General features: G+C 69.4%; 23 protein-coding genes, 3 tRNA genes and 1 other RNA gene. 16 read left to right on the top strand and 11 right to left on the bottom strand.

Annotation, left to right across the window (positions count from 1 at the left end; translation table 11 throughout):
• The first annotated feature begins 17 nt into the window (after nucleotides 1–17).
• Nucleotides 18–587, top strand: coding sequence for a GNAT family N-acetyltransferase (locus ACZ45O_RS06500; protein ID WP_464856704.1), 570 nt, complete (start codon nucleotides 18–20; stop codon nucleotides 585–587).
• Between the two features lie 154 nt (nucleotides 588–741).
• Nucleotides 742–1,002 (top strand): IreB family regulatory phosphoprotein, encoded by a 261-nt coding sequence (locus ACZ45O_RS06495; RefSeq protein ID WP_464856702.1) that lies wholly within the window; start codon nucleotides 742–744, stop codon nucleotides 1,000–1,002.
• Between the two features lie 76 nt (nucleotides 1,003–1,078).
• Here the strand turns inward: ACZ45O_RS06495 and ACZ45O_RS06490 are convergent, their stop codons facing one another.
• Both ACZ45O_RS06490 and ACZ45O_RS06485 read right to left on the bottom strand, forming a co-directional pair.
• Nucleotides 1,079–1,477, bottom strand: a complete 399-nt coding sequence (locus ACZ45O_RS06490) for a hypothetical protein (protein WP_464856700.1) — start codon at nucleotides 1,475–1,477, stop codon at nucleotides 1,079–1,081.
• A 149-nt stretch (nucleotides 1,478–1,626) separates the two neighbouring features.
• Complete coding sequence (locus tag ACZ45O_RS06485; RefSeq protein ID WP_464856698.1) at nucleotides 1,627–2,058, bottom strand: CBS domain-containing protein; 432 nt, start codon at nucleotides 2,056–2,058, stop codon at nucleotides 1,627–1,629.
• 108 nt (nucleotides 2,059–2,166) lie between these two features.
• On the opposite strand from ACZ45O_RS06485, the gene ACZ45O_RS06480 reads away from it, so the two are divergent.
• The 5 genes from ACZ45O_RS06480 (at nucleotide 2,167) to ACZ45O_RS06460 (ending at nucleotide 6,593) form a co-directional block, all read left to right on the top strand.
• Nucleotides 2,167–2,868, top strand: coding sequence for a rhomboid family intramembrane serine protease (locus ACZ45O_RS06480; RefSeq protein ID WP_464856696.1), 702 nt, complete (start codon nucleotides 2,167–2,169; stop codon nucleotides 2,866–2,868).
• Nucleotides 2,868–3,296: a Holliday junction resolvase RuvX gene (gene ruvX, locus ACZ45O_RS06475; RefSeq protein WP_464856694.1), complete on the top strand. Its 429-nt coding sequence runs from the start codon at nucleotides 2,868–2,870 to the stop codon at nucleotides 3,294–3,296. The genes ACZ45O_RS06480 and ruvX overlap by 1 nt, the downstream gene beginning before the upstream one ends.
• Before the next feature lie 63 nt (nucleotides 3,297–3,359).
• Entirely contained in the window at nucleotides 3,360–3,659 is a 300-nt protein-coding gene (locus ACZ45O_RS06470; RefSeq protein ID WP_464856692.1) for a DUF1292 domain-containing protein, read from the top strand.
• Between the two features lie 87 nt (nucleotides 3,660–3,746).
• Nucleotides 3,747–4,802 (top strand): endolytic transglycosylase MltG, encoded by a 1,056-nt coding sequence (gene mltG / locus ACZ45O_RS06465; protein ID WP_464856690.1) that lies wholly within the window; start codon nucleotides 3,747–3,749, stop codon nucleotides 4,800–4,802.
• Between the two features lie 114 nt (nucleotides 4,803–4,916).
• Nucleotides 4,917–6,593 (top strand): peptidoglycan D,D-transpeptidase FtsI family protein, encoded by a 1,677-nt coding sequence (locus tag ACZ45O_RS06460; protein ID WP_464856688.1) that lies wholly within the window; start codon nucleotides 4,917–4,919, stop codon nucleotides 6,591–6,593.
• A gap of 1 nt (nucleotide 6,594) precedes the next feature.
• On the opposite strand, the gene ACZ45O_RS06455 is transcribed toward ACZ45O_RS06460, so the two are convergent.
• From ACZ45O_RS06455 to ACZ45O_RS06445, 3 genes are all read right to left on the bottom strand, one after another.
• A complete protein-coding gene (locus ACZ45O_RS06455; RefSeq protein WP_464856686.1) occupies nucleotides 6,595–7,383 on the bottom strand; it encodes an SDR family oxidoreductase in 789 nt (262 codons plus the stop codon).
• Between the two features lie 77 nt (nucleotides 7,384–7,460).
• Nucleotides 7,461–7,784 carry a hypothetical protein gene (locus ACZ45O_RS06450; protein ID WP_464856684.1) on the bottom strand — a complete coding sequence of 108 codons (324 nt, stop codon included), beginning with the start codon at nucleotides 7,782–7,784 and terminating at the stop codon, nucleotides 7,461–7,463.
• 38 nt (nucleotides 7,785–7,822) lie between these two features.
• Nucleotides 7,823–8,932, bottom strand: a complete 1,110-nt coding sequence (locus tag ACZ45O_RS06445) for an NAD(P)/FAD-dependent oxidoreductase (protein ID WP_464856682.1) — start codon at nucleotides 8,930–8,932, stop codon at nucleotides 7,823–7,825.
• Nucleotides 8,933–9,318: 386 nt separating this feature from the next.
• Here ACZ45O_RS06445 and ACZ45O_RS06440 point away from each other — a divergent pair.
• From ACZ45O_RS06440 to ACZ45O_RS06425, 4 genes are all read left to right on the top strand, one after another.
• Nucleotides 9,319–9,394 (top strand) — tRNA-Phe (locus ACZ45O_RS06440).
• Between the two features lie 5 nt (nucleotides 9,395–9,399).
• Nucleotides 9,400–9,475, top strand: a tRNA-Ala gene (locus tag ACZ45O_RS06435).
• Nucleotides 9,473–9,553, top strand: an RNA gene (ffs, locus tag ACZ45O_RS06430) — signal recognition particle sRNA small type. Before ACZ45O_RS06435 ends, ffs begins: the two co-directional genes overlap by 3 nt.
• Nucleotides 9,553–9,643: transfer RNA gene (locus ACZ45O_RS06425), tRNA-Leu, on the top strand. Before ffs ends, ACZ45O_RS06425 begins: the two co-directional genes overlap by 1 nt.
• A 301-nt stretch (nucleotides 9,644–9,944) precedes the next feature.
• Here ACZ45O_RS06425 and cimA read toward each other — a convergent pair.
• Nucleotides 9,945–11,522 carry a citramalate synthase gene (cimA, locus tag ACZ45O_RS06420; RefSeq protein WP_464856680.1) on the bottom strand — a complete coding sequence of 526 codons (1,578 nt, stop codon included), beginning with the start codon at nucleotides 11,520–11,522 and terminating at the stop codon, nucleotides 9,945–9,947.
• Nucleotides 11,523–11,922: 400 nt separating this feature from the next.
• Between cimA and ACZ45O_RS06415 the strand changes: the two genes are divergently transcribed.
• From ACZ45O_RS06415 to ACZ45O_RS06400, 4 genes are all read left to right on the top strand, one after another.
• Nucleotides 11,923–13,722 (top strand): M3 family oligoendopeptidase, encoded by a 1,800-nt coding sequence (locus ACZ45O_RS06415; RefSeq protein WP_464856678.1) that lies wholly within the window; start codon nucleotides 11,923–11,925, stop codon nucleotides 13,720–13,722.
• Between the two features lie 227 nt (nucleotides 13,723–13,949).
• A complete protein-coding gene (gene glpA, locus ACZ45O_RS06410) occupies nucleotides 13,950–15,590 on the top strand; it encodes an anaerobic glycerol-3-phosphate dehydrogenase subunit GlpA (protein ID WP_464856676.1) in 1,641 nt (546 codons plus the stop codon).
• Nucleotides 15,583–16,878 carry an anaerobic glycerol-3-phosphate dehydrogenase subunit GlpB gene (gene glpB, locus ACZ45O_RS06405; RefSeq protein ID WP_464856674.1) on the top strand — a complete coding sequence of 432 codons (1,296 nt, stop codon included), beginning with the start codon at nucleotides 15,583–15,585 and terminating at the stop codon, nucleotides 16,876–16,878. The genes glpA and glpB overlap by 8 nt, the downstream gene beginning before the upstream one ends.
• Entirely contained in the window at nucleotides 16,875–18,095 is a 1,221-nt protein-coding gene (locus ACZ45O_RS06400; protein ID WP_464856672.1) for an anaerobic glycerol-3-phosphate dehydrogenase subunit C, read from the top strand. Before glpB ends, ACZ45O_RS06400 begins: the two co-directional genes overlap by 4 nt.
• A 545-nt stretch (nucleotides 18,096–18,640) precedes the next feature.
• Here ACZ45O_RS06400 and ACZ45O_RS06395 read toward each other — a convergent pair.
• Nucleotides 18,641–19,498 (bottom strand): hypothetical protein, encoded by an 858-nt coding sequence (locus ACZ45O_RS06395; protein ID WP_464856670.1) that lies wholly within the window; start codon nucleotides 19,496–19,498, stop codon nucleotides 18,641–18,643.
• Between the two features lie 621 nt (nucleotides 19,499–20,119).
• Complete coding sequence (locus tag ACZ45O_RS06390; protein WP_464856668.1) at nucleotides 20,120–21,394, bottom strand: glycoside hydrolase family 18 protein; 1,275 nt, start codon at nucleotides 21,392–21,394, stop codon at nucleotides 20,120–20,122.
• A 204-nt stretch (nucleotides 21,395–21,598) separates the two neighbouring features.
• Between ACZ45O_RS06390 and ACZ45O_RS06385 the strand changes: the two genes are divergently transcribed.
• The gene (locus ACZ45O_RS06385; RefSeq protein WP_464856666.1) at nucleotides 21,599–22,381 is read left to right on the top strand and encodes a ZIP family metal transporter; all 783 of its coding nucleotides are present in this window, start codon (nucleotides 21,599–21,601) and stop codon (nucleotides 22,379–22,381) included.
• Here ACZ45O_RS06385 and ACZ45O_RS06380 read toward each other — a convergent pair.
• The 3 genes from ACZ45O_RS06380 to ACZ45O_RS06370 all read right to left on the bottom strand — a co-directional run bounded on the left by ACZ45O_RS06380 (nucleotide 22,378) and on the right by ACZ45O_RS06370 (nucleotide 26,260).
• The gene (locus ACZ45O_RS06380) at nucleotides 22,378–23,043 is read right to left on the bottom strand and encodes a uracil-DNA glycosylase (RefSeq protein WP_464856664.1); all 666 of its coding nucleotides are present in this window, start codon (nucleotides 23,041–23,043) and stop codon (nucleotides 22,378–22,380) included. The genes ACZ45O_RS06385 and ACZ45O_RS06380 overlap by 4 nt on opposite strands.
• 76 nt (nucleotides 23,044–23,119) lie before the next feature.
• Entirely contained in the window at nucleotides 23,120–24,823 is a 1,704-nt protein-coding gene (locus ACZ45O_RS06375) for a glycerol-3-phosphate dehydrogenase/oxidase (protein ID WP_464856662.1), read from the bottom strand.
• A gap of 18 nt (nucleotides 24,824–24,841) precedes the next feature.
• A complete protein-coding gene (locus ACZ45O_RS06370; protein WP_464856660.1) occupies nucleotides 24,842–26,260 on the bottom strand; it encodes an FAD-binding oxidoreductase in 1,419 nt (472 codons plus the stop codon).
• Nucleotides 26,261–26,425 lie beyond the last annotated feature (165 nt).

Genomic DNA, 26,425 nt, shown 5'->3' with positions numbered 1-26,425 from the left:
CGCGAGGAGGAAGGAGCATGGCGGGTGTGATCTGGGGCGAGAAGGCGGGAATCCGTCCCCTTCGTCCCCGGGACGCCGGTACGCTGTACCGGTTCATGACCGACCCAGAGGTCGCCCACCTGCTGTACGAGGAGAAGTCGGGGCCGGTTCCCGGCCCCGCGCTCCTGGCCCTGAACTTGTGGCTCAACCAACTCGTGCCCCGCCCGGAGTGGGCCATCGTGGATGAGCGTGAACGCTTCATCGGCGTGGTGCGGCTCTGGCGGGTCAGCGAGCGGAACCGGTCGGCCATGCTGACCATCTTCATCGGCGACCGGAGCTGCTGGGGCCGGGGCTACGGCACGGACGCCCTGCGGCTCGTGTTGCGGGAAGCCTTCGGTCCCATGGACCTGCACCGGGTCGAACTGCACGTGTTCGACTTCAACAAGCGTGCCATCCGCAGCTACGAGAAGGCGGGGTTCGTGCACGAGGGGGTCCGGCGCCAGGCCCTGCGCCGGGGCAGCCGCTGCCACGACATCCTCGTGATGGGCATCACCCGGCGGGAGTTCTTCGCCCGGGAGCAGGAGCGGGCGGCGACGGCCCGCGAATAGGCAGCGACCGGACGGAGGAGACTAGCGCAAGCCCCGGACCGCAGCGGAAGCCCTGCCCCCCGGCCGCAAGAGGATTCAGGTCCTCCGAGAGAGAATACGCATCTAAAGCACAGGCATTCGGCGCGGGTCCATCCTGTAGGAAGGCGGTGTTCCCATGCCAGGAACCAGCGACAAGACCGTATACTGGCGGAACAGGCCGGAAGACCGGAACCCGGGTGAGGTGCTGCAAAAGGTGTACGCGGCACTGAAAGAGAAGGGCTACAGCCCCATCGACCAGATCGTCGGCTACCTGCTTTCCGGGGATCCGACCTACATTACCAGTCATATGGGTGCACGAAACCTGATCCGTCGCATCGAGCGCGACGAACTTCTGGAGGAACTGGTACGCAGCTACCTGGAGAAGCTGGAGGAATAAGTCTATCTTTTCGTAGAGACAGCGCGGGGCGCCCACGTGGGCGCCCCGCGTTCGGTGCGCGGAGATGGGTCTGGTTCTACGCGAAGATGAACCGCTTCGCGCCGCAGTGCCCGTGTACGATGATGGGATGGACGCTCTTGGAGCGCTTCTTGCAGTCGTCGTGATGCCTGTCGTCGTGCCGGCAGCGGCAGTGGCGCCGGCAGCGGTGGCACCGGTGGCAGCAGTCGTGGTCGTCGAAGTCGTCGCAGCACCTGCGCCGGCGCTTCCTGCGGCCGCGGTCGCAGTCCAAAACCCAATCCCAGTCATCGTCCCAGTCGCACCGGTGCTTTCTGTCGCAGTCGTGACGGCGCTTCCTGTGGTCGCAGTCGTCGTCCCAGTCCCAGTCCCAGTCGTGGCCGCAATCGCAGTGATGACGGCGGCGCTTCCGGTCGTGGTGGTCATCCTTGCAGTGACAGTGGCTGTGCCAGAAGCCCATCGAGGCCTGCCTCCCCGCGTTTCAAGTGGGACCCGGGTCAGACCCGGCCCCAGGCTATGGTATGTCTCCGGGAGGCGGCAGGTGACATAACGCGGCAGGGCGCCCCCGAAAACGGCGGGGGCGTCCCGGGCGCCTGTGCCGCTCCAGCCCTAGTGCGCGCGGGGCGGCGTCGGTTCGGAAATGGAGGAGAGGGCCTCTCCGGCTTCGTTGACGTGGATCTGCTCTGTGGCCATATCCCCCAGGGCCACCACGCCCACCAGGCGGCCGCTGTCGACCACGCAGAGCCGGCGAATCTGCTTCTCCGCCATCATGTCGGCCGCCTCGTGGGCGTCTGTCTCCGGGCCGGCGGTGATGGCGGGGCTGGTCATGCAGTCCCGCGCGGTGGTGGTGCGAATATCGCGGTTCTTGGCCACGGCCCGCAGGACGATGTCGCGGTCGGTGATCACCCCGGCCAGCCGGCCGCCGTCGACGACGGGCACGAAGCCGCAGTCCACCTCCTCCATGATGCGGGCCACTTCAGACAGGGGCGTGTCCGGCGTGCAGGTGCGCACGTCGGTCGTCATCAGGTCGCGCAGACGCAACGGATACACCTCCGGGATTTCTGACTGCCCTTAGAGTGATTCACCGGCGGATGAGATATGCTATTGCCAAGTCGGCTCCAGCGCGGTACACTCCGGGGGGAATTGGTCTTGGTCCTGCCACTGCGTGACAGTCCCGCGGTCCGCAGCCGTCCGTGGGTCAACTGGGCGCTCATCGCCCTGAATCTGGCCATCTTCCTCCTGGAGGTGGGAAGCCCCGCGACGGGGCAGTGGCTGGTCGGCAACTTCGCCCTGCGGCCGACGGCCCTGCTCAGCCCGGCTGCCTGGGCGGCCACCGGGGGCTGGCCGCTGGTGACCCTGTTCACCTCGGCCTTCCTGCACGGCTCCTGGGGGCACGTGCTGGGCAACATGCTCTACCTCTGGATCTTCGGCGACAACATGGAGGACCGCCTGGGCCACGGGCGCTACCTGCTGTTCTACATGCTGTGCGTCGCCCTGGCGAACATTGCGCACGCGGTGGCCAACCCGACCTCGCCGATCCCGACGATCGGCGCCTCGGGCGCCGTGGCCGGCGTGCTGGGCGGCTACATCCTCAGCTTCCCGCGGGCGCGGGTGCTGGCCCTGGTGCCCATCGGGGCCCTCGTCCCGGCCGTCCGGGTGCCGGCCTGGGTCTTCCTGGGCCTCTGGTTCCTGGTCCAGCTGGCCAGCGGCCTGGCGCCGATCTGGCTGCACGACCTGACCCAGACGGTCGCCTTCTGGGCGCACATCAACGGCTTCCTGAGCGGTGTGGCCCTGGCGCAGTTGCTCGCGCCGCGCAGGGGAGCGGAGCTGAAGAACCGAGGTGAAGAGTGATGCGCATCGGCGGGCTGGATGTCGGCGACAGGACCATCGGTGTCGCCGTGTCCGATGAACTGGGCCTCACGGCGCAGGGGCTGGAGGTCATCCGACGCCGGTCGCCGGAGGAGGACCTCGCCCGCCTGGGCGAGATCGCACGCCAGTACGACGTCGCCCGGTGGGTGGTGGGCATGCCCCGGAACATGAACGGCAGCTACGGGCCGCGCTCCGAGCTGACCCGGGAGTTTATGCAGCGCCTCGCCGAGCACAGCGGCCTGCCGGTGGAGGCCTGGGACGAGCGGCTCTCCACCGTGGCGGCGGAGCGGGTGCTGCTGGAGGCCGACGTCAGCCGGGCCCGGCGGCGCAAGGTCATCGACAAGATGGCCGCCGCCGTCATCCTGCAGGGATATCTGGATTCCCGGACATCCCGCTCCTCTGGATCTTAAGGTTTGACAGGGTAACTGGGCTCCATTAGAATGAGGAATATCTTGGGGATCGGAGTGATTGCCATGAGCCATGACCATGGGCATGAGCACGAAGACGAGATCATCGTTCTGACGGACGAGGAAGGCAACGAGCACGAGTTTTCCATCGTTCAGGTCATCACCGTCGATGACAAGGACTACGCCATCCTTCTGCCCATCGAAGACGGCGAGGAGGGGGACGAGGCGGTCATCATGCGCATCGACGAGGAGGACGGCGAGGACGTCCTGGTCGAGATCGAATCCGAGGAGGAGTTCGACCGGGTCGCCGATGCGTGGGAGGAAATGCTGGACGACGAGGAGTTCGAGGAGATGTCCGGAAAGTAGCCACCATCGAGCCCTCCGAACAGGAGGGCTCTTTCTTGTGGCGAATAGTGCAAGCGATGCAGTCTATCGCCGGAAGGATGAACGCGCTTGTCGAATGCAGCGAAGGTAGCCCAAGCGGTCCTCACCCTGGTTGCACTGGCCGCCGTCCTCGCGGGCGCCGCCTACGGCGGCCTGCGCTGGGCCCTGGCTCGCCTGGAGCCGGCCGACCCGGCGGCGGCGGCCGTCGAGGTGGAGATTCCGGCCGGGGCCACCACCACCGATGTCGCGGAAATCCTGGCGGAGCACGGCCTCATTCAGGACCCGACCGTCTTCCGCTACTACGTGCGCTACCGGGAGCTGGACGGCCAGATCCTCTCAGGCCGATACGAGCTTTCGGCCGCCATGTCCGCTGACGAGATCCTGACGAAGCTGGTCAACGGCGAGGTGGTCGTGCGCCGCTTCACGATTCCCGAGGGGCTGACGGTGGCGATGATGGCTGACCTGCTCGACGAGGCGCAGGTGGTCGGGCGGCAGGCCTTCCTGGACGCCGTCGCGGCCGCAGCCGGGGAGAACCCCTACCTGCCTGAGGACGCCTCGCTGGAGCAGCCGATGGAAGGGTACCTGTTCCCCGCCACGTACCAGTACCACGCGGGCATCACCGCCGAGGAGGTGGTGGCGATGCTCACGGAGCGGTTCGAGGCCGTCTGGACCGCCGACCTGCTGGCCCGGGCCGATGAACTGGGGCTCTCGGTGCACGAGGTGATCACCCTGGCCTCCATCGTCGAGACAGAGGCGCGGGTGGCCGCGGAGCAGCCGGTCATCGCCGGCGTTTTCCTGAACCGGCTGGCCGTGGGCATGCCGCTGCAGGCCGACCCCACCGTCTACTACGCGGTGGGGCTGCCCCGGACCGAGACCCTGCTGGACGAGCACCTGGATGTGGACTCCCCCTACAACACGTACCGGTATCCCGGCCTGCCGCCGGGGCCCATCGCCGCGCCGGGCGAGGGGGCCATCCGGGCCGTGCTCTACCCGGAAACCCACGATTACTACTACTTCGTCGCCAAGTACGACGGCTCGGGCGAGCACTACTTCGCCACCACCTACGAGGAGCATCTGGAGAACATCGACCGGGCAGAGGCCAACCTGGCGGCACAGGGGCCGTAGGGGCCGGTGAGGCGCCCCGTGCACCGGGCCGCAGGGGGCGGCCCTGCACTCGTGCGAACATAATGTATAGCGAAGAACACCTCGGGAGATCATCTCCAGACGAGGTGTTCTTTCGTGCGTATTCGAATGGTTCGGCGGATCTTCGCGCTCAGCGTGGGCGCCCTGCTCTGCCTCGCGGCCCTGGGCGTGCGGCTCTTCCAGCTGCAGATCCTGCAGGGGCCGGCCCTGACCCGCCAGGTGTTCAGCCAGCGCACCGAGCGGCTGCCGCTGCAGATGCGGCGCGGGATGATCTACGACCGCTACGGCGAGCCGCTCACCGATCCGCAGTCCACCTGGGGGCTCGCGGTCTTTCCCCGGCTGTTCGGCGACCCGGCTGCGGTGGCCCCGGTGCTGGCCGAGGCCCTGGGCGAAGAGCAGGCCGCCGCGGTGCTGGAGTACGTGCAGCGGCACCACGAGGCGGCCTGGGTGATCGAGGGGCTCTCGGCCGCGGCAGCGGCCCGGGCGCAGCAGCACGCGGCGGACGGGCGCCTGCCAGGCGTCGCGGTGGGCCCCACGGGGTGGCGCTACGGCCCCGGGTCACTCGCCCGTCACCTGGTGGGCTTCGCCAACGCCTCGGGCGGGTGGACGGGCCTTGAGCTGGCCTACGACGAGGCCCTGCGGGGAGAGAACGTGCCGTACCTGGTGGCCAGCTACCATGGGCGGGGCGGCCCGCTGTTCGACGTTCCGGTGCAGGTGGTACAGCCCCGCGACCCGGGCGGAAAGGAGCCGCACGACGTGCACACCAGCCTGGACGCCCGCATCCAGGCGGCCGTGGAGCTGGAACTGGACCGGACGGCCCATCCCTCCGGAGGGCCCCTGCGGGCCGCGGTGGTGGTGATGGACGTGGCCACGGGCGAGCCCCTGGCCATCGCCTCCCGCCCCAACTTCGACCAGGCGCGCTTCGCCACCGAGGATGAGCTGCGCAACCGCGCGATCACGCCGTATGAGACCGGCTCGGTCTTCAAGCCCATCGTGGCGGCAGCCGCGCTGGAGGCCGGGGCCATCGTGCCCGGCGAAGTCATCGAGTGCAGCGGCGCCTACCGGCTGGGGGACCGCACCTTCCGCAACGTCGCCGGAACGGTGCAGGGGCCGGTTACCCTGCGGGAGGCCATCGCCCGGTCTTGCAACACCGCGTTCATCCGCATCGGGTACGAGCGGCTGGGCGCGGACCGGCTGCTGGAGGCGGCCCGCCGCTTCGGGCTGGGGGAGCCCACCGGCGCCCTGCCGCCCGGATATGAGCCGGTGGCGCCCCTGCCGGAGCTGCGCTACGGCGGGGACGTGGCCCAGCTGAGCTTCGGCCAGGGCGGCCTGATGGCCAGCCCTCTGCAGGTGGCGAGGGCCTACACCGCCATCGCCAACGGCGGCACGCTGCATCCCGTCAGGCTCGTCTCCAGCGTGAGGAAGAGCGACGGCGAGGTCATCTTCCGGCCGCGGGCCGAGGCTTCGCGCCGGGTGATGAGCCGCGAAACCGCCGCCGAGCTGCACGCGGCGCTGCTGGCGGCGGTGGTTCCCGGCGGCGGCGGGACGGGCGAGGCGGCCTGGCTGGAGGATGTGGGTGCGGCCGGCAAGTCGGGTTCCGCGGACACGGTGCTGGACGGCCGTCCGGTCACCCATGCCTGGTTCGCCGGCTGGTTCCCCGCCAGGCAGCCGCAGTACGTGGTGGTGGTCTTCATCGAGGACGGGCGCGCCGGCGGCGCCCACGCGGCGCCGCTGTTCCGGCGCATTGCCGAGGCGATCCTGGGCCTGGACTAGTCTACACGCTGGCGTTCATGCCCCCGTCCACCTGAATGGCGGAGCCGGTGATGTACCCGGCCGCCTCGCTGGCCAGGAAGGCGACGATCTGGCCGAACTCCTCCGGCCTGCCGTAGCGGCCGGCGGGGATGCGGCCGAAATGCTCGCGGCGCACTTCCTCGATCGTCTTGCCGGTCCGGGCGGCCATCCCCTCGTCCAGGGAGTCGACCCGGTCGGTGTGAATGCGGCCCGGGGCCACGGTGTTCACCGTGATCCCGAACGGGGCGACTTCCCGGGCGAGGCTCTTCATCATGTTGGTGACGGCAGCCCGCAGCGAGTTGGAGAGGATGAGGTTCGGAATGGGCTCCTTGACGCCGCTGGAGGTGATGTAGATCAGGCGGCCGTAGCCCCGCTCCCGCATGGACGGAATGGCAGCCCTGCTGAGTCGCACGGCCGGCATGAGCAGCGAGTGGAAGGCGCCCTCCCAGGCGTCGTCGTCGAAGTCGAGGAAGCCGCCGGCGGGCGGCCCGCCCGTGTTGGAGACGACGACGTCGACCCGCTGGTACTCGTTCAGGGCGGCTGCCACGAACCGGTCCAGGTCCTCCTTGCGCGTGACGTCGGCCGCCAGCGCGAGCACCTTCCGGCCGGTCTCCCGGCGAATGCGTTCGGCCGCGGCGGCTATGGCATCATCGCTGCGGCTGCAAATCGCGAGGTCGCATCCTTCCCGGGCGAGGGCCATGGCTGAGGCAAAGCCCAGCCCCTTGCTGGCGGCCGTCACCCAGGCTACCCTGTCTCTCAACCCAAACTCCATTCAAGCCACTCCTTTCGACCACTGCGAAATACAGAGCGGGAGCGCGCAACCTGCTCACAGGCAGCGTGCTCCCGAGGCTATGAGCTTCCTTCTACATGGAGCATCTCCTGGGCGATCTGCAGTGCGGCGAGCTTGGCCGTCAGCATCTCGATGTCGCTTTCCAGCGATGCCAGCGCCCGCTCGGTGGAGTGCAGCACTTCCTTCAGCGAGGCGACCTCCTGCTGAATCGCCTTCTGGTGATCCGGTGAGAGGAGCGCCAGCGTCGCCAGGGTTCGTTCCAGGCTGGCCTGGTTCGCCAGCAAGATCTCACGCTCGGCCTTCTTGGCGATCAGCTGCTGCTCTACCTCTTCAATCTTATGGTCAAAGAAGCCGACCGCATCGAAGAATGGAATATCTGGCATAGTCCCCTCCCGGTGTTGTCATAGGCTGTTCCTCCATTTTACACCGGGAGACGAACCCCGTCTACCGTCCCCGCGCCCCGCAGGTGGCCGATGGCCGCTCTCCAGCCCAGAACCCGGGCGATCCACGCGATCTCGGTCACCCGCTTCAGCCACCCGGGCACGAGCCCCCGCAGCATGAGTCTCCCGACGAGGCCCACGGCTCTGCCCTGGCCCACGCCGACGAGCACGCCCTTGTTGCGCAGCGGCGCGTGCGCCCGGCCAGAGAGCCGTGCGGCCAGGGCCCGGCCCTGCTGCAGGGCCAGCTGCGCCGAGGGGGTGTGTCCGGCGGCGCTGTCGCCGATGACGTACACGTCGGGGACCCGCGTGCGGAAGTCGGGGCCGACGAGCGCACGGCCGGCCCGGTCGGTCGGCAGGCCAAGGGCGGCGACCAGCGGATGCGCCTTTACGCCGCACGCCCACACCATGAGGCCGTAGGGCAGCGCCGTGCCGTCCTGCAGGTGGGCCAGCCCCGGCTCCACGCGGGCGACCGGGGTGCCGGTGATCACGTTCACCCCCAGCTGGCCCAGCCGCCGCCGGGCAGCGCGGGCGAGGTGGTCCGGGAGCCCGGGCAGGAGCGAGGGAGCCGCCTCCACGAGCGTCAGCGAGCGGCAGGATGCGCGGTGCAGGGCGATGTGGGCGGCGAGTTCCACGCCGGTGAGGCCGCCGCCCGCGATCACCAGCGGCGCGTCGGCCGGAAGGGCCGCCAGGCGGTCCCGGATGGCCACAGCATCGTCAAGGCCCCGGAGCGTCTGGCAGTGCTCCCGCACGCCGGGTACGCCGAAATCGTGGTCCACGCTGCCCACGGCCAGCACCAGGCGGTCGTAGCTGACGCGGCCGGCGGTGGTTTCGAGGTGCTTGGCCCGAAAGTCGCCGCCCAGCACCTCGGCCCGCAGGAAGCGGAGGTTGCGGATGTGGTCGAAGGGGAGCAGGATCGAGGCAGGGCTGCGGCTGCCCGCGGCCACCTGGTGGCTCTCGACCAGCATGGTGTGGTAGGGGTTCTTATCGATCAACGTGACGGGAGTCGTCTGATCGTACTGGCGCAACTGGCTGATGAAGGCGAGGCCGGCGTATCCGCCGCCCACCACGAGAATGGAGCGGTTCTGCTGCATGGGGCATTCCTCCTGCGCCAGGATTGTGAACCTCTTCACAACCAGAGTACGCCAGCGGAGGATGCTTTGTCAACATAAAAGCTGCAAATGTAAAAGGAAATGGTCGGCACGGCGCGTTGACGCGCCCGCGGCGGTGTGCGACAATCGAGGCTGGATGTGCGGTCGGCGGCGCGGCGCATTCCGACGCTTGGCGGCGCATGCCTGCGCTTGCCGACGCTTACCGACGCTGGCCAACGCTTGGCGGCGCATGCCGACGCTCGCCGACGCTTGCCGAGCTTGTGCCGTCGCGCCCCACGAGGCGCCCATTGTTGGCAGAAAGTCGGACTTGCGCTCGCGCGGGCAAATACGATAACATATATCCTTGCCAGGCAGTAATCCTGCGGCACGGCCCGGTAGCTCAGTTGGTAGAGCACGCGACTGAAAATCGCGGTGTCGCCGGTTCGATTCCGGCCTGGGCCACCATACACGGGGCCATAGCTCAGTTGGGAGAGCGCTTGAATGGCATTCAAGAGGTCAGGGGTTCGACTCCCCTTGGCTCCACCAGTCCGCTAGCGACCCTGCGGAAACGCGTCAGGGCCGGAAGGCAGCAGCGCACCGCCGGGTCGCTAGGTGGACAACCTGCAGATGTGGCGGAATTGGCAGACGCGCACGGCTCAGGACCGTGTCGGGTAACCACTCCCGGTGGGAGTTCGAGTCTCCCCATCTGCACCATTATGAACAGGAACCGACCCCGTCGATTGTGGCGGGGTCGGTTCCATTTTGCGACCGGCCTGGCGGGTGCTGCACCGAGCCCATCCCGTCTGTTCGGTTTGGCTGGTGCTGTGCCGTGGGCATCCCTTCTGTTCGGCTTGGCTGGTGCTGCTTGGACACAGCCCTTCTTACCGGGCCCACAAGCAAGCCCCACGGGGAGCAGGGGTCCCGGCCAGCCAGTTGCTGCGGAGCACCAGCGAATGCGAACACGGGGTATAGCCCGGGCGCGGCACCCCCCAGGGGGCCGCGCCTTATCCCGAGATCACCCCTGCACCGCAGCCTCAGGGGCGGGCACCCCGATGCGGAACAGGAGGAAGTAGGCGAAGCTGTCGGTCAGGGCCTGCCACGACGCCTCCAGGATGTTGGTCGAGGCGCCGACCGTGGACCAGCGCTCCTCGCCGTCGCCGGATTCGATCAGGACCCGCACGACCGCGCCTGTGCCCTGGGACCCCTCCAGGACGCGCACCTTGTAGTCCAGCAGTTCCATCCTGGCCACTTCGGGGTAGACCTCGGTGAGCGCTTTCCGCAGGGCGCGGTCCAGGGCGTGCACCGGGCCGTTGCCTTCGGCCGCGGTGTGCACCACCTGGTCGCCCACCCGCAGCTTCACGGCCACCTCGCTCTCGGCCGGGCCGTCGGCGGCGCCGGTGACCATGAGCTTCACGCCCAGCACCTCAAAGGGCGGCTGCCCCTTGTAGGTGAGCAGGGCCACGGAGGCCTCGGCCCCTTCGTACTGGAAGCCGCGGCTCTCCCGCTCCTTCACCTGCTGGATGAGCTCGGCGGCCTCAGCGGGCGTGAGCTGGTCGCCGAAGGCCGCCAGCAGGTTGGAGCGGCCGCCGACGTCCGAGACCAGCACTCGACGCTCGTTGCCTACCGTCTCGGGGGGCAGGTGTTCGTACATGGCCGGGTCCTTCAACAGGGCGCTCACGTGCACGCCGGCCTTGTGGGCGAAGGCGTTGCGGCCCACGAAGGGCTGCGCGTCCCAGTGGGGCAGGTTGGCGACCTCGCTGACGAAGTGGCTGGTCGCCGTCAGCTCGGCCATCTTGCCCTCGGGTAGACAGGGGATGCCCATCTTCAGCTCGAGATTGGGGATGATCGCACAGAGGTTGGCGTTGCCACAGCGCTCGCCGTAGCCGTTGATCGTCCCCTGCACCATGGTCGCGCCGGCCGTCACCGCAGCCAGGGAGACGGCGACGCCGAGGCCGCTGTCGTCATGCGCATGGATGCCCAGCCGGGCGCCGGGAAGCTCGGCCGCCACACGGCGGACGATCTCGGCCGCTGTCTCGGGCAGCGTGCCGCCGTTGGTGTCGCAGAGCACGATCCAGTCCGCGCCGCCATCTGCCGCCGCGCGCAGGGTGGCCAGAGCGTACTCGGGGTTGCGCCTGAACCCGTCAAACAGGTGCTCTGCGTCGTAGACAACCTCCTTCCCGTGCCCCTTCAGGTAGGCCACCGACTCCCGGATCATCCGCAGGTTCTCTTCCAGGGTGGTTCCCAGACCTCGGGTCACGTGGTAGTCCCAGCTCTTGCCGAAGAGCGCGACCACCTCCGTCCCGGCCTCCAGCAGGGCCCCCAGAGTGGCATCCGACTCGGGCGCGTTCCCGGCCCGGCAGGTGGAGCCGAAGGCCACGGCCCTGGCGCCGCGCAGGGGGCGCTCCCGCAGCAGGCGGAAGAACTCGCCGTCCTTCGGGTTGCTGCCCGGCCAGCCGCCCTCAATGTACGGGATGCCGAGGCCGGCGAGGCGGTGGGCAATCCGGAGCTTGTCCTGGCTGGAGTACGAAATGCCAGCCCGCTGGGACCCGTCGCGCAGGGTCGTGTCATACAGGGTGACAGCCAACAACCTCATTCGACCTCCTCTGGGCAAACTAGAAAGGCCCCCGTCCCTATGTCGGGACGGGGGCCTTGACGCCACCGCGGTACCACCCGGACTTGCCGCGACAAAACGCGGCCGCCTTTGCCGGCACCATGACAGATGCCGCCTCCCGGTAACGGGGGAGGCCCGGCCACGCCTACCCCTGCCGGGGCTCGGGTGGCGGCTCGAAGGGGATTTTCGCCGGATCCGCCGTACGGACCTCGCAGCTTCCGGCCCGCTCTCTGGGACGGCCGGGGGCCCGGGTACTCGTCCTTCTCATCGCCTGCGCCAATCATAAGTATTTATCGACCACTTTAGCCGCAGGGAATCGACCTGTCAAGTCCGAATCGCTAAGAGTCAATGGCTCATTTCGTTTCACAGGGAGGACCGATACATGGTGCAGAAGCCCCTGAACCAGACGTGGGATCTCGATGTCTTCTTCCCCGGTGGCAGCAAGTCCCCGGAGTTCAGGCGGTTCCTGGATGACCTGGCCGCCGGCGCGGCGAGCCTGAAGCAGCGGCTGGAAGCGGGGAGCGCGCCCGCAACCGTCGCCGAACTGGAAGGCTGGACGCCGCTGCTCGGCGAGTTTCAGGATCTGGCCCAGCGGAACCGCCAGGCGGGTGCGTTCATCTCCTGCCTGACGGCGCAGGACATGGCCGATGAGGAGGCCAAGCTCCTGCAGGGCCGCATGACCCAGATCCGCGCCGCGCTGAGCAGCGCCACGACCCTGCTGGACCACCAGATCAGCCAGATGCCGGAAGAGGTGTTCACCGCGCTGGTGGAGCGGCCGGAGTTTGCGGACATCGCCTACCCGCTGCGTGAGCGCCGTGCCCGGGCCGGCATGCGCATGGACCCGGAGCGGGAGTCGCTGGCCGGAGACCTGGCGGTGGACGGCTACCACGCGTGGGGCCGGCTCTACAACGAGCTGGTCGCCCGCGTCCGGATCCCCTGGGAGGAGGGGGGCCGGACCGTCCACCTGTCGGCGGGCCAGGCGGCCAACAAGCTGCACGACCCCGACCGTGCGGTGCGGGCGGAGCTGTTCACCCGGTGGGAGAAGGCCTGGGGCGAGCAGGCGGACCTGTTTGCCGCCGCGCTCAACCACCTGGCCGGCTTCCGGATTCAGCTTTACCGGCACCGGGGCTGGGACTCGATCCTCACCGAGCCCCTGGAGAACAACCGCATGAAGGCCGAAACGCTGGAGGTCATGTGGGAGGTCATCGACCGCAACAAGACCATCTTTGTCGAGTACCTGAACCGCAAGGCCCGCGTCCTGGGTCTGGAGAAGCTGGCCTGGTACGACGTGGAGGCCCCTGTGGGCGGCGCGGCCGCGAAGTTCTCCTACGACGAGGCGGCGGACTTCATCGTGGAGCACTTCGGCCGCTTCTCGCCGGACATGGCCGACTTCGCCCGGAACGCCTTCGCAGAGCGCTGGATCGAGGCCGAGGACCGGCCCGGCAAGCGGCCCGGCGGATTCTGCACCTCGTTCCCGCTGAGCCGCCAGTCCCGCATCTTCATGACCTTCGCCGGCAACCTGGACAACGTCTCCACCCTGGCCCACGAGCTGGGCCACGCCTACCACCAGTCGGTGATGAACGACCTGCCGCAGCTGGCCCAGGGCTACGCGATGAACGTGGCTGAGACGGCGTCCACCTTCGCCGAGCTGCTGGTCAGCGATGCCGCGCTGCAGGCCGCGAAGAGCGACGAGGAACGGCTGCCGCTGCTGGCCGGCAAGGCCGACCGGGCCGTGGCGTTCTTCATGAACATCCACGCCCGCTTCCTTTTCGAGACCCGCTTCTACGCCGAGCGGGAGAAGGGGCTCGTCCCTGCGGCCCGGCTGAACGAGCTGATGGTGGAGGCCCAGAAGGAGGCCTTCCGTGACGCCCTGTCCACGTACCACCCGCACTTCTGGGCGTCGAAGCTGCACTTCTACATCACCGGGCAGCCCTTCTACAACTTCCCCTACACCTTCGGCTTCCTGTTCAGCTCCGGGGTCTACGCCCGGGCGCAGGAAGAAGGGCAGGCCTTCGCCCAGAAGTACGTGGACCTGCTGCGGGACACCGGGCGCATGCGCGTCGAGGACCTCGCCGCCAAGCACCTGGGCGTCGACCTGACGAAGCCCGACTTCTGGCAGGATGCCGTAGACGTGTCGGTGGCCGATGTGAAGCAGTTCCTGGCCCTCACCGAGAACCGCTGAGCCCGCGCAGGGTCCGCTTTGGCACGTTATGACTACCCCGATTAGGTCCTAAGCCCCCTACGGAACCGGGCCGGGGTGTCGTACAATGAGCTTGGAGCAATCAAGCCAAAGCGGTTCCGGCCGCGAGGCCGGAGCGAGGGCGCTGAGAAGCGGAGAGTCGCCCCACCAGGGCACGCCCCACCGGGTGTGCCCCTGGTGGGGCTTTGCGCGAAAGGGGGAACGGAACCGTGCTGCAAGCCATCGTCATCGGCGGTGGAGCCACAGGCGCCGGCATCCTGCGCGACCTGGCCCTGCGGGGCGTGAAGGCGGCCCTGGTGGAGCAGGGGGACCTGGTGCACGGCACGTCGAGCCGCTACCACGGGCTCCTCCACAGCGGCGGCCGTTATGCGGTAAAGGACCCGGAATCGGCGCGGGAGTGCGCCGTGGAGAACGAGATTGTGCGCCGGATTGCCCCGTTTGCCGTGGAGCCCTGCGGCGGTCTGTTCGTCCGGCTGGAGCAGGACGACCCGGCCTACGCCGGCCGCTGGGTGGCCGCCTGCCGGGAGGCGGGCATTCCGGTGGAGGAGGTGGACCCGGACCGGCTCCGCCGGGAGGAGCCCCTGCTGGCCGGATCGGTGCGGGAGGCCTACGCCGTGCCGGACGCCTCGGTGGACGGCTGGCGGCTGGTGCAGGGGAACGTGGCCGCCGCCGAAGCCCTGGGCGCCCGCGTGCTGACCTACCGCCGGGTGACCGGGCTGCTGATGGACGGCAGCCGGGTGGCCGGGGTTCGCCTGCAGAACGTGGCCACGGGCGAGGAGGAGCGGCTGGAGGCGGAGCTGGTTATCAACGCCGCCGGGGCGTGGGCCGGGCGGATCGCGGCAATGGCGTCGATTTCGCTGGATGTGGTCGCCGACCGCGGGGTGCTGCTGGTCTACCACGGCCGGCTCACCAGCCGCGTGGTGAACCGGCTGCGCAAGCCCGGCAACGGCGACATCTTCGTGCCCACCGGCAGCGTGACGCTCCTGGGCACGACGGCCACGCCGGTGCCGGATCCCGATGACATCTCCGTGCCCCCCGAGGAGGTCGCCGAGCTGAAGCGGCTGGGCGCGGAGATGCTGCCGATGGCGGCCACCGCCCGCATCCTGCGCGCCTTCGCTGGCGTGCGGCCGCTCTACGGCACCCGCTCGGGCGGTAACACCCGCGAGATCTCGCGGGGCTTCGTGGTGATCGATCACAAGGCGGAGCACGGGGTCGGAGGGCTCGTCTCGGTGGTGGGCGGCAAGCTGACCACCTACCGGCTGATGGCCGAGAAGGCTGCGGACGTGGCTGCCGTCCACCTGGGCGTGACGGCCCCGTGCCGCACGGCGGAGGAGCCCATCCTGCCCCCGCCCGACCCGCAGGCCGTCCAGCGGCTGGTCCACCTGGTGGGCCGGGACCGGGCCGAGGCCATGGCGGACCGGCACCCGGCGTCGCTGCCGGAGATTGCCGAGGCCGTGGCGCAGCCCGGCGGCAGGCAGATCGTCTGCGAATGCGAGCAGGTGACGGCCGGCGAACTGGTGGGCACGGCCCGGCAGCTCGGAATGCCCTCGCTGGGCGACCTGCGCCGTCGGACCCGGCTTGGGATGGGCACCTGCCAGGGCGGCTTCTGCGGCTACCGCGCGGCGCTGCTGCTGGCCCGGGAGGGAATCGTGGAGCCGGAGGAGGTTCCCGAACTGCTGGCCCGGTTCCAGGCGGAGCGCTGGCGCGGCGTGCGGGGCGGCCTGGGGGGCCTGGAGCTGAGGGCGGCGGAGCTGAACTACGCCCTGGCCCGGGCGCAGCTGGCCATGGCGCCCCTGCCGGCCGCGCAGCCGGAGGAGACGACGGAGAGAGGGGGTGCGGTCCGTGACTGAGGTCACCGTGAGTGTGCCCCGTTTCCGGGGCCGGGTGCGCCGACCGCAGGTGCTGGTGATTGGCGGCGGGCTGGCCGGCATGACCGCCGCGCTGGCCGCGCGGCGCGCGGGCGCCTCGGTTGCGCTGGTGGCGGAGGGAGCGGGCGTGCTGGAGCTGGCATCGGGCTGCATCGACCGCCTGGCGGTGCCGGTGGATGCGCTGTCCCGGGAACATCCCTATCGGCTCCTGGGGATGGCGGCGGTGGACGCGGAGCTGGCCGCCTTCCGGACTGCGATGGCGGAGGCGGGCTGGCCCCTGGAACCGGGCGGCGATGGGGACGGCGGCGGCGCCGATGGAGGCGGTGCAGGCCCCGCGCACGTCATCACAGCTCTGGGCGCCCGCCGCCGGACCTATCTCGTCGCGCCGGGAATGGCGGCGCCGCCCCCCGGCGAGCCGCTCTGGGTGGTCGGCTTCCGGGGCCTGCGGGATTTCCACCCCGCGGTGGTCGCGGCCGGCCTGCGCCGGGCGGAGCCCGCCGCGGCGGTCACGTGGTCTGAGATCGACCTTCCCGGCTCTCCCGACGACGTGCACCCCGTCGCGCTGGCCCGCCGGCTGGAGGACGCCCAGTACCGGAACGAGGTGATCGAGCGGGTGGCGCAGGTCCGCCCCCGCGGGCCGGGCGGCCCTGCGGCGGCCCTGTTCCCCGCCGTGCTGGGCCTCTCGGCGTTCACGGCGGTGCAGCAGGCGTTTGGGGAGGCCCTGGGCATCCGGGTGGTGGAGGCGCTGCTGCCGCCGCCCTCTGTGCCGGGCCTGCGGCTGGCGGAGGCCCTGAGGCGCGCCGTGCAGCGGGCAGGCGTAGACCTGGCCCTCGGCGCCCGGGCTGTGGAGGCGAAGGCGGAGGGCGGGCGCGTGCGCCGGGTGGTCACCGCCGGGCCCGGCGGGCGGATCGCCTACGAGGCCGAGGCCTACGTGCTGGCCACCGGCGGCCTCATGGGCAGCGGGCTGACCGCCGAGGGCCGCCGGGTGGCCGAGCCGCTGTTCGGCCTTACGGTGGCATATCCGGACGGGGAATGGGCCGATCCCCGCTTCCTGCCCCAGGAGGGACACGCCTTTGTGCGGGTCGGGGTAAAGGTCGACGAGGGGCTGCGGCCTGCGGGCTTTGAGAACCTGTTCGTGTGCGGGCGTTTGCTTGCGGGGTACGACCCGTACGCCGAGGGCTCGGGCGGCGGGGTCGCCGTGGCCACCGGCGGCGTGGCCGGCCGGGAGGCGGCGCGGCTTGCGGTCCGCGTGGGAGGTGAGGCGCGGTGATCCATGAGTACGATGCCTGTCTGAAGTGCACGGTCTGCGAGATGCACTGCCCCGTGCTCCGGGTGGCCCCGGAGTTCCCCGGGCCCAAGAACGGCGGGCCGGGGCTGGCGCGCCTGCGTGCAGCCGGCGAGGTCGCGGAGCTCGACCATCTGGACCTCTGCCTGGGCTGCCGCACCTGCGACACCGTCTGCCCATCCGCCATCCGACCGTCCGAGCTGATCGCCGCGCCCAAGATCGAGCGGGTGAGCCGGGAGGGCCTGAGCCTGCGCGACTGGATCCTCACCCACACCTCGCTGTTCGGGCCGCTGGCGGTGCGCATGCCGGGGCTGGCCAACGGCGTCCTGGCGAACCGGCCCATCCGCTGGACGATGCAGAAAGTGCTGGGCATCGACCGGCACAAGCCCATGCCCAGGTTTGCCAACTACTCGTTCCGGTCGTGGTTTGAGCGGCGCCCCTCCCGGTGGAAGGGCCGTCCGGCCCCCAACGGGAAGGTGGCCTACTTCCACGGCTGTTCGGCGCAGCACATGGAGCCCCACATCGCGCGCCACGTGGTGGAGGTGCTGGAGCACAACGGCTTCGAGGTGGTGCTGCCGCCGCAGAAGTGCTGCGGGCTTCCGCTCATCGCCAATGGCGACCTGAAGGCGGCGGCCGGGAACGGTCGCTACAACATCCAGCACCTGCGGGAGTGGGCCGAGCAGGGCATTCCCATCGTGGTTAGCTCCACCTCGTGCTCGCTCACGCTGAAGCACGACTACCAGCACGTGCTCGGCCTCGACGGCGCCGACGCGGTGGCCGAGCACGTCTATGACCTGTTCGAGTTCCTCATGGCCTGCCACGAGCAGGGGATCCTGCGCACGGATTTCCGGCGGATGGAGGAGCGGCTGCCCTACCACCAGCCGTGCCACCAGCGGGCGCAGGGTCTGGGGGTGCCGGCGGTGCACCTCCTGAACCTCATTCCCGGCGTGGAGGCGTGGAACCTGGACGCCGGCTGCTGCGGCTCCTCCGGCACGTACGGGTTCAAGGAGGAGAAGTACGAGGTCTCGATGAAGGTGGGCGAGCCGATGCGCGACGCCCTGATCGCCGCAGACGCTCCACGGGCCGTCTCCGACTGCGAGACCTGCCGCTGGCAGATGGAGTATCAGGCAGGCGTTCAGGCCGTACACCCCATCAGCGTGCTCTGGGAGGCATACGGCCTGGGCGATTCGGCCAGCGACTGATGCTCCGGCGGGGGTACCAGGGGGTGGGCCAGCCGATATGGCGTGTTCGGTTTCGCTGGTGCTAAGTACTACGGAGCCGGCGTGGTACAGCGGTGTCCTCCCATCGGTAGGCGCGGTACAGTGGCATTCTCCCACCGGTACGCACAGTACAGTGCCCTGTGCCCACTGGTAGGGCCTGTTCGGCTTCGCTGGAGCGGGACGCCGCAGGTTGGGCGTCCACAGGTTGCCCCCGCCGCCACTGGGGCGGCGGGGGCAACCTGTCTGCTCATCGGCGGCCGCTTCGACCCGGGAGACCCGGAGAGGGACGCCCGCACAGGGGCACCTGCACAGGGGCATCTGCACAGGGGCACCTGCACAGGGGCACCCGCACAGGGGTACGCGCCTGCCAGAGGCGCACCTACTTATGGGCGCGGGGCAGGGATCCGGCTCCGATTCTGGCCGCGTACCTGATCCCTGTTCGCCAGCGCCGCCGCTGGGGCACCCGACTGCGCAAGTGCCCGAGAGCGCGGCACTGCATCCGATGCTCGGCGCTCAGCCGCTTTCTACTACAAAGCCGCAACCGCGGACTCGACGTCGGAACGCTCCTGGCCGGCGGCGGACCGCTCCCGACGCACGATCCAAATGAACCACGCCAGGTAACCATCCACATAACGCGTGGCGATTCCCAGGAAGCCCATGAGCCACCCGCCCAGGTAGCCATGAATGCGGTTCAGGGCCGACAGCAGGCGGGCGTCTTCAGGGTTTCGGCCAACGAAGCGCGAGGGGCAGTGCCGGTGCACCAGTCCAAGGTTCCGGCACGCATCTTCGTAGGGACCGTCATCGGCAATCAGCACGCATGCACCCGGAACGATCATCCGCGACAGGTGGGGCTGAAGCGACTCAGCCGTAGGTGGGCGGTTGCCGACTGGCCGCAGGACAAAGTCATGTCCGTCGGTCGCAAGCAGCACCCGCGTGGGACGCCCGTCGATGCAATAGCGAAAAACGGGTGCGCCCGGAACCCGCTGGGCCCGGCTCACCGGGCCTTCCCCGAAGGCGCTGGTGTCGCCGCTTTTCAGCCGGCCCCAGCGGCTGTAGTAGCTTCCGGGACCCGTGGAAGAGCGGCTCCCCTTCTCGGAGTACGGAATGAATGCATGGCCGAGCGCCACCGAACCCCGCACCGGCGGCTGTGGTTCGGCACACAGGGCTTGCATGAAGAGGTGGCGCCAGCGGAACGCAGTGGTCAGGTGGATGCCCAACCGGGCGGCGACCTTGCGAAGAGGCGCTGCCGCGGTCATGAGCTGTTTGTGGACTTCCCACTCCATCCGCTTCCGCAGGCGCGCCTCGGGCGTACCTGTGGTCGGGTTGAAACTGCGGCCGCATGCCTTGCAGGCATAGCGCTGAACGCGGGTCCCATCTTTGCGCATAAAGGAACCCCGGCCAATCACCCGCTCATGGCCGCAGTGAGGGCAGGCCGGCCTGGGGGCCGCGCCAGTGTGCGGCAGCACTTGGAGCGGCCGAGATATATTAGTGGAGTTCTCTTGGACCCGGCAGATGGGAACAGCCACAGCCACAAGAAAAAACCCCCTGAGCTGGAGTTTGCTGCCATTTTACTCGAACCCGCGTTCTCTTGCCAAGTGTCGAATCGAGCTTGTGTTCGTTATCGTCCAGCCCTCGTGGCATCTCGCTCTGGCCGGTCGAGCTGATCCGAAGGGTTGAGCCGACGGTCAGAACACACGGGAGCCAGGACCACGGCGCAGCCGCTGATCGTTAGCACCAGGTAAAGCGAACACGCCAGCACGGCCCCCTGGGCGGAGCCGAAGCTCCAGGCAAAGCGAACACGCCACCATGGCCCCGGGGTGGACCTGTAGCCCCAGTGAAAGCGAACACGCCACCATGGCCCCGGGGCTGACCGGCACCCCTGGGGGAGACCGGCGCCAGCATGGCCGCCACCAGCATAGCCAGCACCAGCATGCGAAGGGGAGGTGCCCCCGCGACACAGGAAGGCCCCTGCGCCCGCGCTGGGCGAGGGGCCAGGGCGTGTTATCTCAAAGCAAGCGGCGGACCCGGAAGTTGTCCTGCAGGAGCGGCAGGTTCTGCGGGAAGGGGTTGCCCAGCACCCAGTAGCTGACCCCGCGCAGCCCGTACTCCTTCACCGTGTCGAACTTGGCCTGCAGGCTGCGGGCGTCCTCGAACCAGACGATGTGCTCGTTGCCCTGGGCGTCCCAGTACCGGTAGAACGGCGATTGCGCGTCCTCGTCGAACTGGATCCAGGCCCCGACGTCAATCGCCCGGTTGGTGGCGGCCACGGGGGAGAAGGTCTCGGCCCGGGTGACTCCGCGCTGGTAGGGCAGGCGCCAGTCGCGGCCGTAGGTGGGGATGCCCATCATGATCTTCTCGCGGGGGATGGCCGTCACCGCGTAGTCCAGCACCTGGCGGACCTGCCTGAGCGGCGCGATGGCCATGGGCGGGCCGGTGACGTAGCCCCATTCGTAGGTCATGAGCACCACGAAGTCGCAGACCTCGCCGTGCACGGGGTAGTCGTGGGCCTCGTAGAGCAGCCCGGGCTGTTCGGCCGAGACCTTGGGCGCGACGGCGGTGGAGAGGCTGCGCCCCTCCGCGTGCAGCCGGGGCCGCAGGCGGCGCAGGAAGTTGTTGTAAGCCTCCCGGTCGGAGGGGTAGACGTACTCGAAGTCGACGTTGAGGCCCGCATACCCCTGAACGCGCAGGATGATCACCAGTTCGTCGATGGCCCGCTCCACCGCGGCCGGGTTGTTGAGGAACGCGCTCACCAGGTCGGAGCTGAAGCTGGCCCCGCGGAAGTTGGTCAGCGTGAGCAGAGCGGCGGCCCCACCCTGATTGGCCGCGCTGATGAACGATTCCGCCCTGGGGGGCAGAACGTCGCCATCCTCGGTGATGGCGGCGCTGAACATGGCGATGTACGTTAAGTAGGGGGCCGCCTCCGCGGTGGCGGACACGTCGCCGGTGGCCAGGTTGGCCTGGTAGGCGTTGGCCTCGATGACCGGCCGGGTTCCCCGGGGAATCACCAGGCTCTGGCCCGGATAGATGAGGTTGACGTTGGTGAGGCGGTTCTCCCGGGCGATGGCGTCGATGCTGGTGCCGTAAAGCGCGGCGATGCGCCACAGACTCTCGCCGGGGCGCACCACGTGGCGGCGCTCCGTCGGAATCAGCAGGGCCATGCCCGGCACCAGGCGGTTCGGATCGCGCAGGCCGTTCAGCGCGGCCACCTGGTCCACCGTGACGCCATAGCGGCGGGCGATCTGCCAGAGCGTCTCGCCCGGCCTGACAACGGCAATCTCCATCGGCTTCACTCCCTCGCCCCATCCTATGCCCGCAGGGCGGAGGGGGTACGGCGTGAAGGAGACGGAGGGCGTGCGGCGCGCGGGAGGGAGGGCGTGCGGCATGAGAGACGGAGGGGCGCGCGGCATGAGAGAGCGAGGGGGCGGGCGGTGGTTCCCGAGTGCTCGTCTTACATGGTAAGATGCATCCGGGAGGTCGGTTGACCTATGGACGCACTACTCAACATGGATCCCATTGTTCTCGGTCTGCTGGCCAGCCTTCTGGCCGGGCTCGCGACGGTTATCGGAGCGCTGCCGACGCTGTTCACCCGATCGATCTCTCCTCGCATCCAGGACGGCATGCTGGGCATGGCCGCGGGCGTGATGCTGGCGGCCACCATCTTCAGCCTGCTGGTTCCGGCGATGGAGCACGCCGGCGGCGGGCTCCGGGGCGCGCTGGTGGCCGGGCTGGGGCTCCTCATGGGCGGGGTCTTCCTCGACCTCATCGACCAGTACTCCCCGCACCAGCACTTCATCAAGGGGCCGGAGGGCGGAGCCGCCAGCTCCTCGCTGCAGCGCATCTGGCTCTTCATCATCGCCATCAGCATCCACAACTTCCCCGAGGGGCTGGCCGTGGGCGTCGGCATCGGCAGCGGCGACCTGGGGAGCGGCCTCAGCCTGGCCATGGGCATCGGCCTGCAGAACATTCCCGAGGGCATGGCGGTGGCCCTCGCCCTGCTGGCGGAGAACTACCGCCTGGGCCAGGTGTTCCTCATCACGCTGCTGACGGGCCTGGTCGAGCCGCTGGGCGGCCTGCTGGGCGTCGCCGCGGTCACGCTGGCGAGCCCGGTCCTGCCCTGGGCGCTGGCGTTCGCCGGCGGGGCGATGCTCTTCGTCATCAGCGACGAAATCATCCCCGAGACCCACGAGCGCGGCAACGAGCGCACCGCGACCTACATGCTCCTGATCGGGTTCATCGTCATGATGCTGCTGGACACCACGCTGGGCTAGTCCAGTCCGTCCACAAGCGCGCGGGCCCGCACAAATACATCCCGCCACATCGCCGGGGTCAATACCCCGGTGTTTGTGTTCTGCCGGCTGGGGTGGTAGCTGCACAGCAGCACGGGCAGGCCGGGCCAGTGGTACTCGGCGCCGTGCTTGAAGGCCGGCCGGCCCAGGTCGTACCCCTGCGCGCGCCGGATCCGCACGTAAGAGTCAAAGGCGATTCGGCCCAGCGCCAGCACCACCCTGACCCGGGTCAGCAATGCCAGTTCGGCCTCCAGGTAGGGGCGGCAGGCCGCCAGTTCGGCGGCGGCGGGCTTGTTGTCGGGCGGCGCGCAGCGCACGACGTTGCTGATGTACGCGCCGGTGAGCCGCAGGCTGTCGTCGCGGCTCACCGACTCCGACTGGTTGGCGAAGCCGGCCTGGTACAGTGCGCCGTACAGCCAGCGCCCCGAGTCGTCGCCGGTGAACATGCGGCCCGTGCGGTTGGCCCCGTGCGCGCCCGGGGCCAGCCCGAGAATCAGAAGGCGCGCCTCGGGGTCGCCGAAGCCCGGGACGGGCCGCGCCCAGTACTCCTGATCGCGATAGCGCCGGACGCGCTTCTGCCCCACCTCCGCGCAGTAGGCGCGAAGGCGGGGGCAGCGCGCACAGGTGATGATTTCCGAGTGCAACTGTTTGAGGCTGTTCGTGCGGGGCAGGTTCAACTGCCCGGGGCTCTTTTCGCAGGACAGGTCCAATTGCTCACGATTATTCATGCACCACAGGTTCTACAGGAGGGGCGGCGCTCCCTGCTGCCCGGTCAGCCCTTCCACCAGTTGGGCCGTGCTTGTCCGCCAGGGCCAGGTAGGCCTCCAGCTCGGCCGCGCGCCTCGCCTCGCTCCAGCCGAGCAGGTCCGCCATGATCCGCGCGGCCTCCGGCGCCGCGGCCCGGCCCTGATCGTCGCTGAAGAGCAGCAGGGCGGACCGGCGGTCCATGAAGTCGATCAGGCTCATGGCCATCTCCTGCTCCACGGCCAGCCGCACCTCGCCCCGGAGGGCGCGGGTGCCGGGGGCCAGGGGCTGTAGCCAGGCTGAGTCCTCCTGGCCGTATTCGAGCAGCGTTTTCATGCCCTTGCCGTAGAGCCAGGCGATGCGGTCGGTGATCTCGGCCGGAACGCCGGCGGCGTCGTACTCCCGGAGCATGCGGTCGCGGAAGGCGCTGAAGCCCGGTGTGTCCACGTCGGCCCCGGGCAGGGGAACCTCCGCGGTCCGCCGGTTGTCCCCCACAGCCTGGCCGACCTCGCGGGCCACCTGCGCCATCACCCGGTTCGCCATCTGTCGGTAGGTCGTCAGCTTGCCGCCGACGATGGTGAGCAGCCCCGGCCTGATCCGCCAGACCTCGTCGTGGCGGGAGGTGTCGCGGGGCGACTTGCCCGGCTGGGCGATGAGCGGGCGGACGCCGGCCCACGTGCTGACGATGTCGTCCTGCGTCAGGCCGGCCTCGGGGAAAGAGTGCTGCACCAGGCGGAGCAGGTGCGCGATCGCCGCCTCATCGGCGCCGGGATGGTCGATGTCGCCGTGGTACTCCACGTCGGTGGTGCCCACGTAGACGTACTGCCAGCGCGGGATCGCAAAACCCATCGTGCCGTCGGGCAGCCGGAGCGTGACGGCGCCGAACACGGGCAACCGCTCCGCCCGGAAGAGCAGGTGGATGCCCTTGCTCAGCAGCAGCTGCTTGGGCCCCTCCAGCGCACTCCTGGCGAGGGTGTGCTCGGCCCAGGGGCCCGTGGCGTTGACCACCACCCGGGCGGAGGCGGGGAATGTGTCTCCGGTCAGTTCGTCCCGTAGGTGCACGCCGACGACCCGCTCGCCCTCGTACCGGAAGCCCGTGACCTGCACGTGGTTTGCCACCGCGGCCCCCCACTCGGCCGCGGACCGGGCGTTCTCCATCGTGAGCCGTGCGTCGTCGGTGATGTACTCGCCGTAGGCGATGCCGCACTTCAGCGGGTCCCGGAGGCCCGGGGCCCACTGCCTCACCGTCTCGGTGTCGATCATGCGGTGCTGCTCCGCCGGCGTCACGCCGGCGAGCCAGTCGTAGATCGAGAGGCCGGTCCGGTAGAAGAACGTGCTGTCGCCGTGAAAGAGGGGGAAGAGGAAGGGCAGGGGGTGGACCAGGTGCGGGGCGACGCGGCGGAGCGCCGCCCGCTCCCGGGCCGACTCCCGCACGAGCCGCACCTCGCCGTGGACCAGGTAGCGCAGCCCGCCGTGGACCAGTTTCGACGACCGGCCAGACGTGCCGTGCCCGAAGTCCTCCTTCTCCACCAGGGCCACGTTCAGGCCCCGCAGCGCGGCGTCGCGGGCCAGGCCGGCGCCGGTGATGCCGCCGCCCACCACCAGCAGGTCGAAGGTCTCCGCGGCCAGCCGCTTCAGGGCTGCGTCCCGTCCCTCGGGGCTGAAGGGATGCAGCGTCATGGTCACCATCTCCTTCCGTTACGCACGGGGCAGGAGTGTTCCGGGGTTCATGATGCCGTTGGGATCCAGGGTCTGCTTCAGCCGCTGGAGGAGGGGCCAGGCGCTGCCCAGCTCCTCCGGCACCCAGCGGGCCCGCAGCTTGCCGATGCCGTGGTGGTGACAGATGGTTCCGCCGCACTCCCGGGTGATCGCCATGACACGCTCCCAGACAGACCAGTAGACCCGCTCGACCTCGGCCGGGTCGCGGGGCGGCTGGGCGCCGAAGATGAAGTAGAGGTTGGTGCCCTGGATGTAGCTGTGGGACGAGTGGCCCATGATCACCAGGAGCTCCGGCACCTCCGCCTTCAGCCGGGCGGTCACCTGCTCGTAAATGTCGGCGATGCGGGTCCAGGGGGCGGCCACCTCGATGGTGTCGACGATGATGCCCATGTTGATGTACTGGTCGAACTCGTGTACGTCGTTGCGCCGCTCCAGCCAGAGCTCGACGGGCCGCTCGCCCATGGGGCGGCCGCCGCCGGCCCGGACGATCTCGTCCACGGCCGCGCCCTCCGCCTGCGCGTAGCCCTTGGGCCCCTCGGAGAGTACGATCAGCAGCGCCTCCTCGCCTGGCATGGTGTCCTGCAGGAGGCGGGCGGCCTCGACGAAGTCGATCAGCCGGACCACCGCCGGCTTCCAGCCGGCCTGCATGAACCGCTGGATGATCGCGAGCCCGTCCCGCATCGAGGGCACCGCGTAGCCCTGCATCCACCGCTCCGCCGGCTTGGGGAAGAGCTTCAGGGTGACCTCGGTGATCACGCCGAAGGCCCCTTCCGACCCCACCCAGATCTGCCGCAGGTCGGGGCCGACCGCACGCCGGGGCACGTATTCGATGCGCATGACCTCGCCGGAGGGCAGCACCGCCTCCAGCCCGGCCACCATGTCCTCGATGTTGCCGTACTTGGTGGAGAACTGCCCCGCGCTGAAGGTGGCCACCAGGCCGCCCACCTGCGCGACGTCGATGGACTGGGGGTAGTGGCCGGTGATGAAGCCCCGTTCGTTCACCCAGGCCTCCAGATCGGCCAGGAAGACGCCGGGCTGGACCGTTACCGTCATGTTGTCGGCGTCCAGGCGGAGGATCTGGTTCATGTCGCTCACGTCGACCACCACGCTCTCTGCCGCGGGCACGGCGCCGCCGGTCACCCCGGAACCGCCGCCGTAAGGCACGACGGGGATGCGGCGCTCGTTGAGGTAGGCCAGGGCCCGGGCGACGTCGTCGGTGCTGCGGGGTCGCAGCATGAGGCGGGGGAGGACCTTGTCGGCCCCGACGACATGCTGCACCAGCCGGAGGGGCCAGGTGTCCACCGCCCGTTCCGCCAGCTTCTCGGGATCCGTGATCACCCGGTCTTCGCCAAGGAGCTCCGTCAGTTCCCGGATGAGGGTCTGCGAATCCAGCGTCATGGCGTCACTTCCTTCCTCGGTACTTCCGGCGGGTGTCGCACAAACCGTACAGAAACCTGTACGAAGATGTATATCAAACAGATCGCAGAGATTGCCGGCATTCGAACTATTCGCTACGCGATCCGAAAGTTCCTTCCACATACGGCAATTCGGCGGCGCGCCTTT

The sequence above is a fragment of the Symbiobacterium turbinis genome, from assembly GCF_055383075.1.
The sequence above is the reverse complement of the archived record's forward strand: the minus strand, read 5'-3'. Positions and strand labels throughout refer to the sequence as shown.

Excerpts from the sequence above, each read along its gene's own strand:
- ACZ45O_RS06445 (WP_464856682.1), bottom strand. The coding sequence starts at position 8,932 with ATGCAGCAGAACCGCTCCATTCTCGTGGTGGGCGGCGGATACGCCGGC.
- ACZ45O_RS06500 (WP_464856704.1), top strand. The coding sequence starts at position 18 with ATGGCGGGTGTGATCTGGGGCGAGAAGGCGGGAATCCGTCCCCTTCGT.
- ruvX (WP_464856694.1), top strand. The coding sequence starts at position 2,868 with ATGCGCATCGGCGGGCTGGATGTCGGCGACAGGACCATCGGTGTCGCC.
- ACZ45O_RS06470 (WP_464856692.1), top strand. The coding sequence starts at position 3,360 with ATGAGCCATGACCATGGGCATGAGCACGAAGACGAGATCATCGTTCTG.
- ACZ45O_RS06390 (WP_464856668.1), bottom strand. The coding sequence starts at position 21,394 with ATGGAGATTGCCGTTGTCAGGCCGGGCGAGACGCTCTGGCAGATCGCC.
- ACZ45O_RS06385 (WP_464856666.1), top strand. The coding sequence starts at position 21,599 with ATGGACGCACTACTCAACATGGATCCCATTGTTCTCGGTCTGCTGGCC.
- ACZ45O_RS06490 (WP_464856700.1), bottom strand. The coding sequence starts at position 1,477 with ATGGGCTTCTGGCACAGCCACTGTCACTGCAAGGATGACCACCACGAC.
- ACZ45O_RS06415 (WP_464856678.1), top strand. The coding sequence starts at position 11,923 with ATGGTGCAGAAGCCCCTGAACCAGACGTGGGATCTCGATGTCTTCTTC.
- ACZ45O_RS06395 (WP_464856670.1), bottom strand. The coding sequence starts at position 19,498 with ATGCGCAAAGATGGGACCCGCGTTCAGCGCTATGCCTGCAAGGCATGC.
- cimA (WP_464856680.1), bottom strand. The coding sequence starts at position 11,522 with ATGAGGTTGTTGGCTGTCACCCTGTATGACACGACCCTGCGCGACGGG.
- ACZ45O_RS06450 (WP_464856684.1), bottom strand. The coding sequence starts at position 7,784 with ATGCCAGATATTCCATTCTTCGATGCGGTCGGCTTCTTTGACCATAAG.
- ACZ45O_RS06370 (WP_464856660.1), bottom strand. The coding sequence starts at position 26,260 with ATGACGCTGGATTCGCAGACCCTCATCCGGGAACTGACGGAGCTCCTT.
- ACZ45O_RS06495 (WP_464856702.1), top strand. The coding sequence starts at position 742 with ATGCCAGGAACCAGCGACAAGACCGTATACTGGCGGAACAGGCCGGAA.
- ACZ45O_RS06455 (WP_464856686.1), bottom strand. The coding sequence starts at position 7,383 with ATGGAGTTTGGGTTGAGAGACAGGGTAGCCTGGGTGACGGCCGCCAGC.
- ACZ45O_RS06375 (WP_464856662.1), bottom strand. The coding sequence starts at position 24,823 with ATGACGCTGCATCCCTTCAGCCCCGAGGGACGGGACGCAGCCCTGAAG.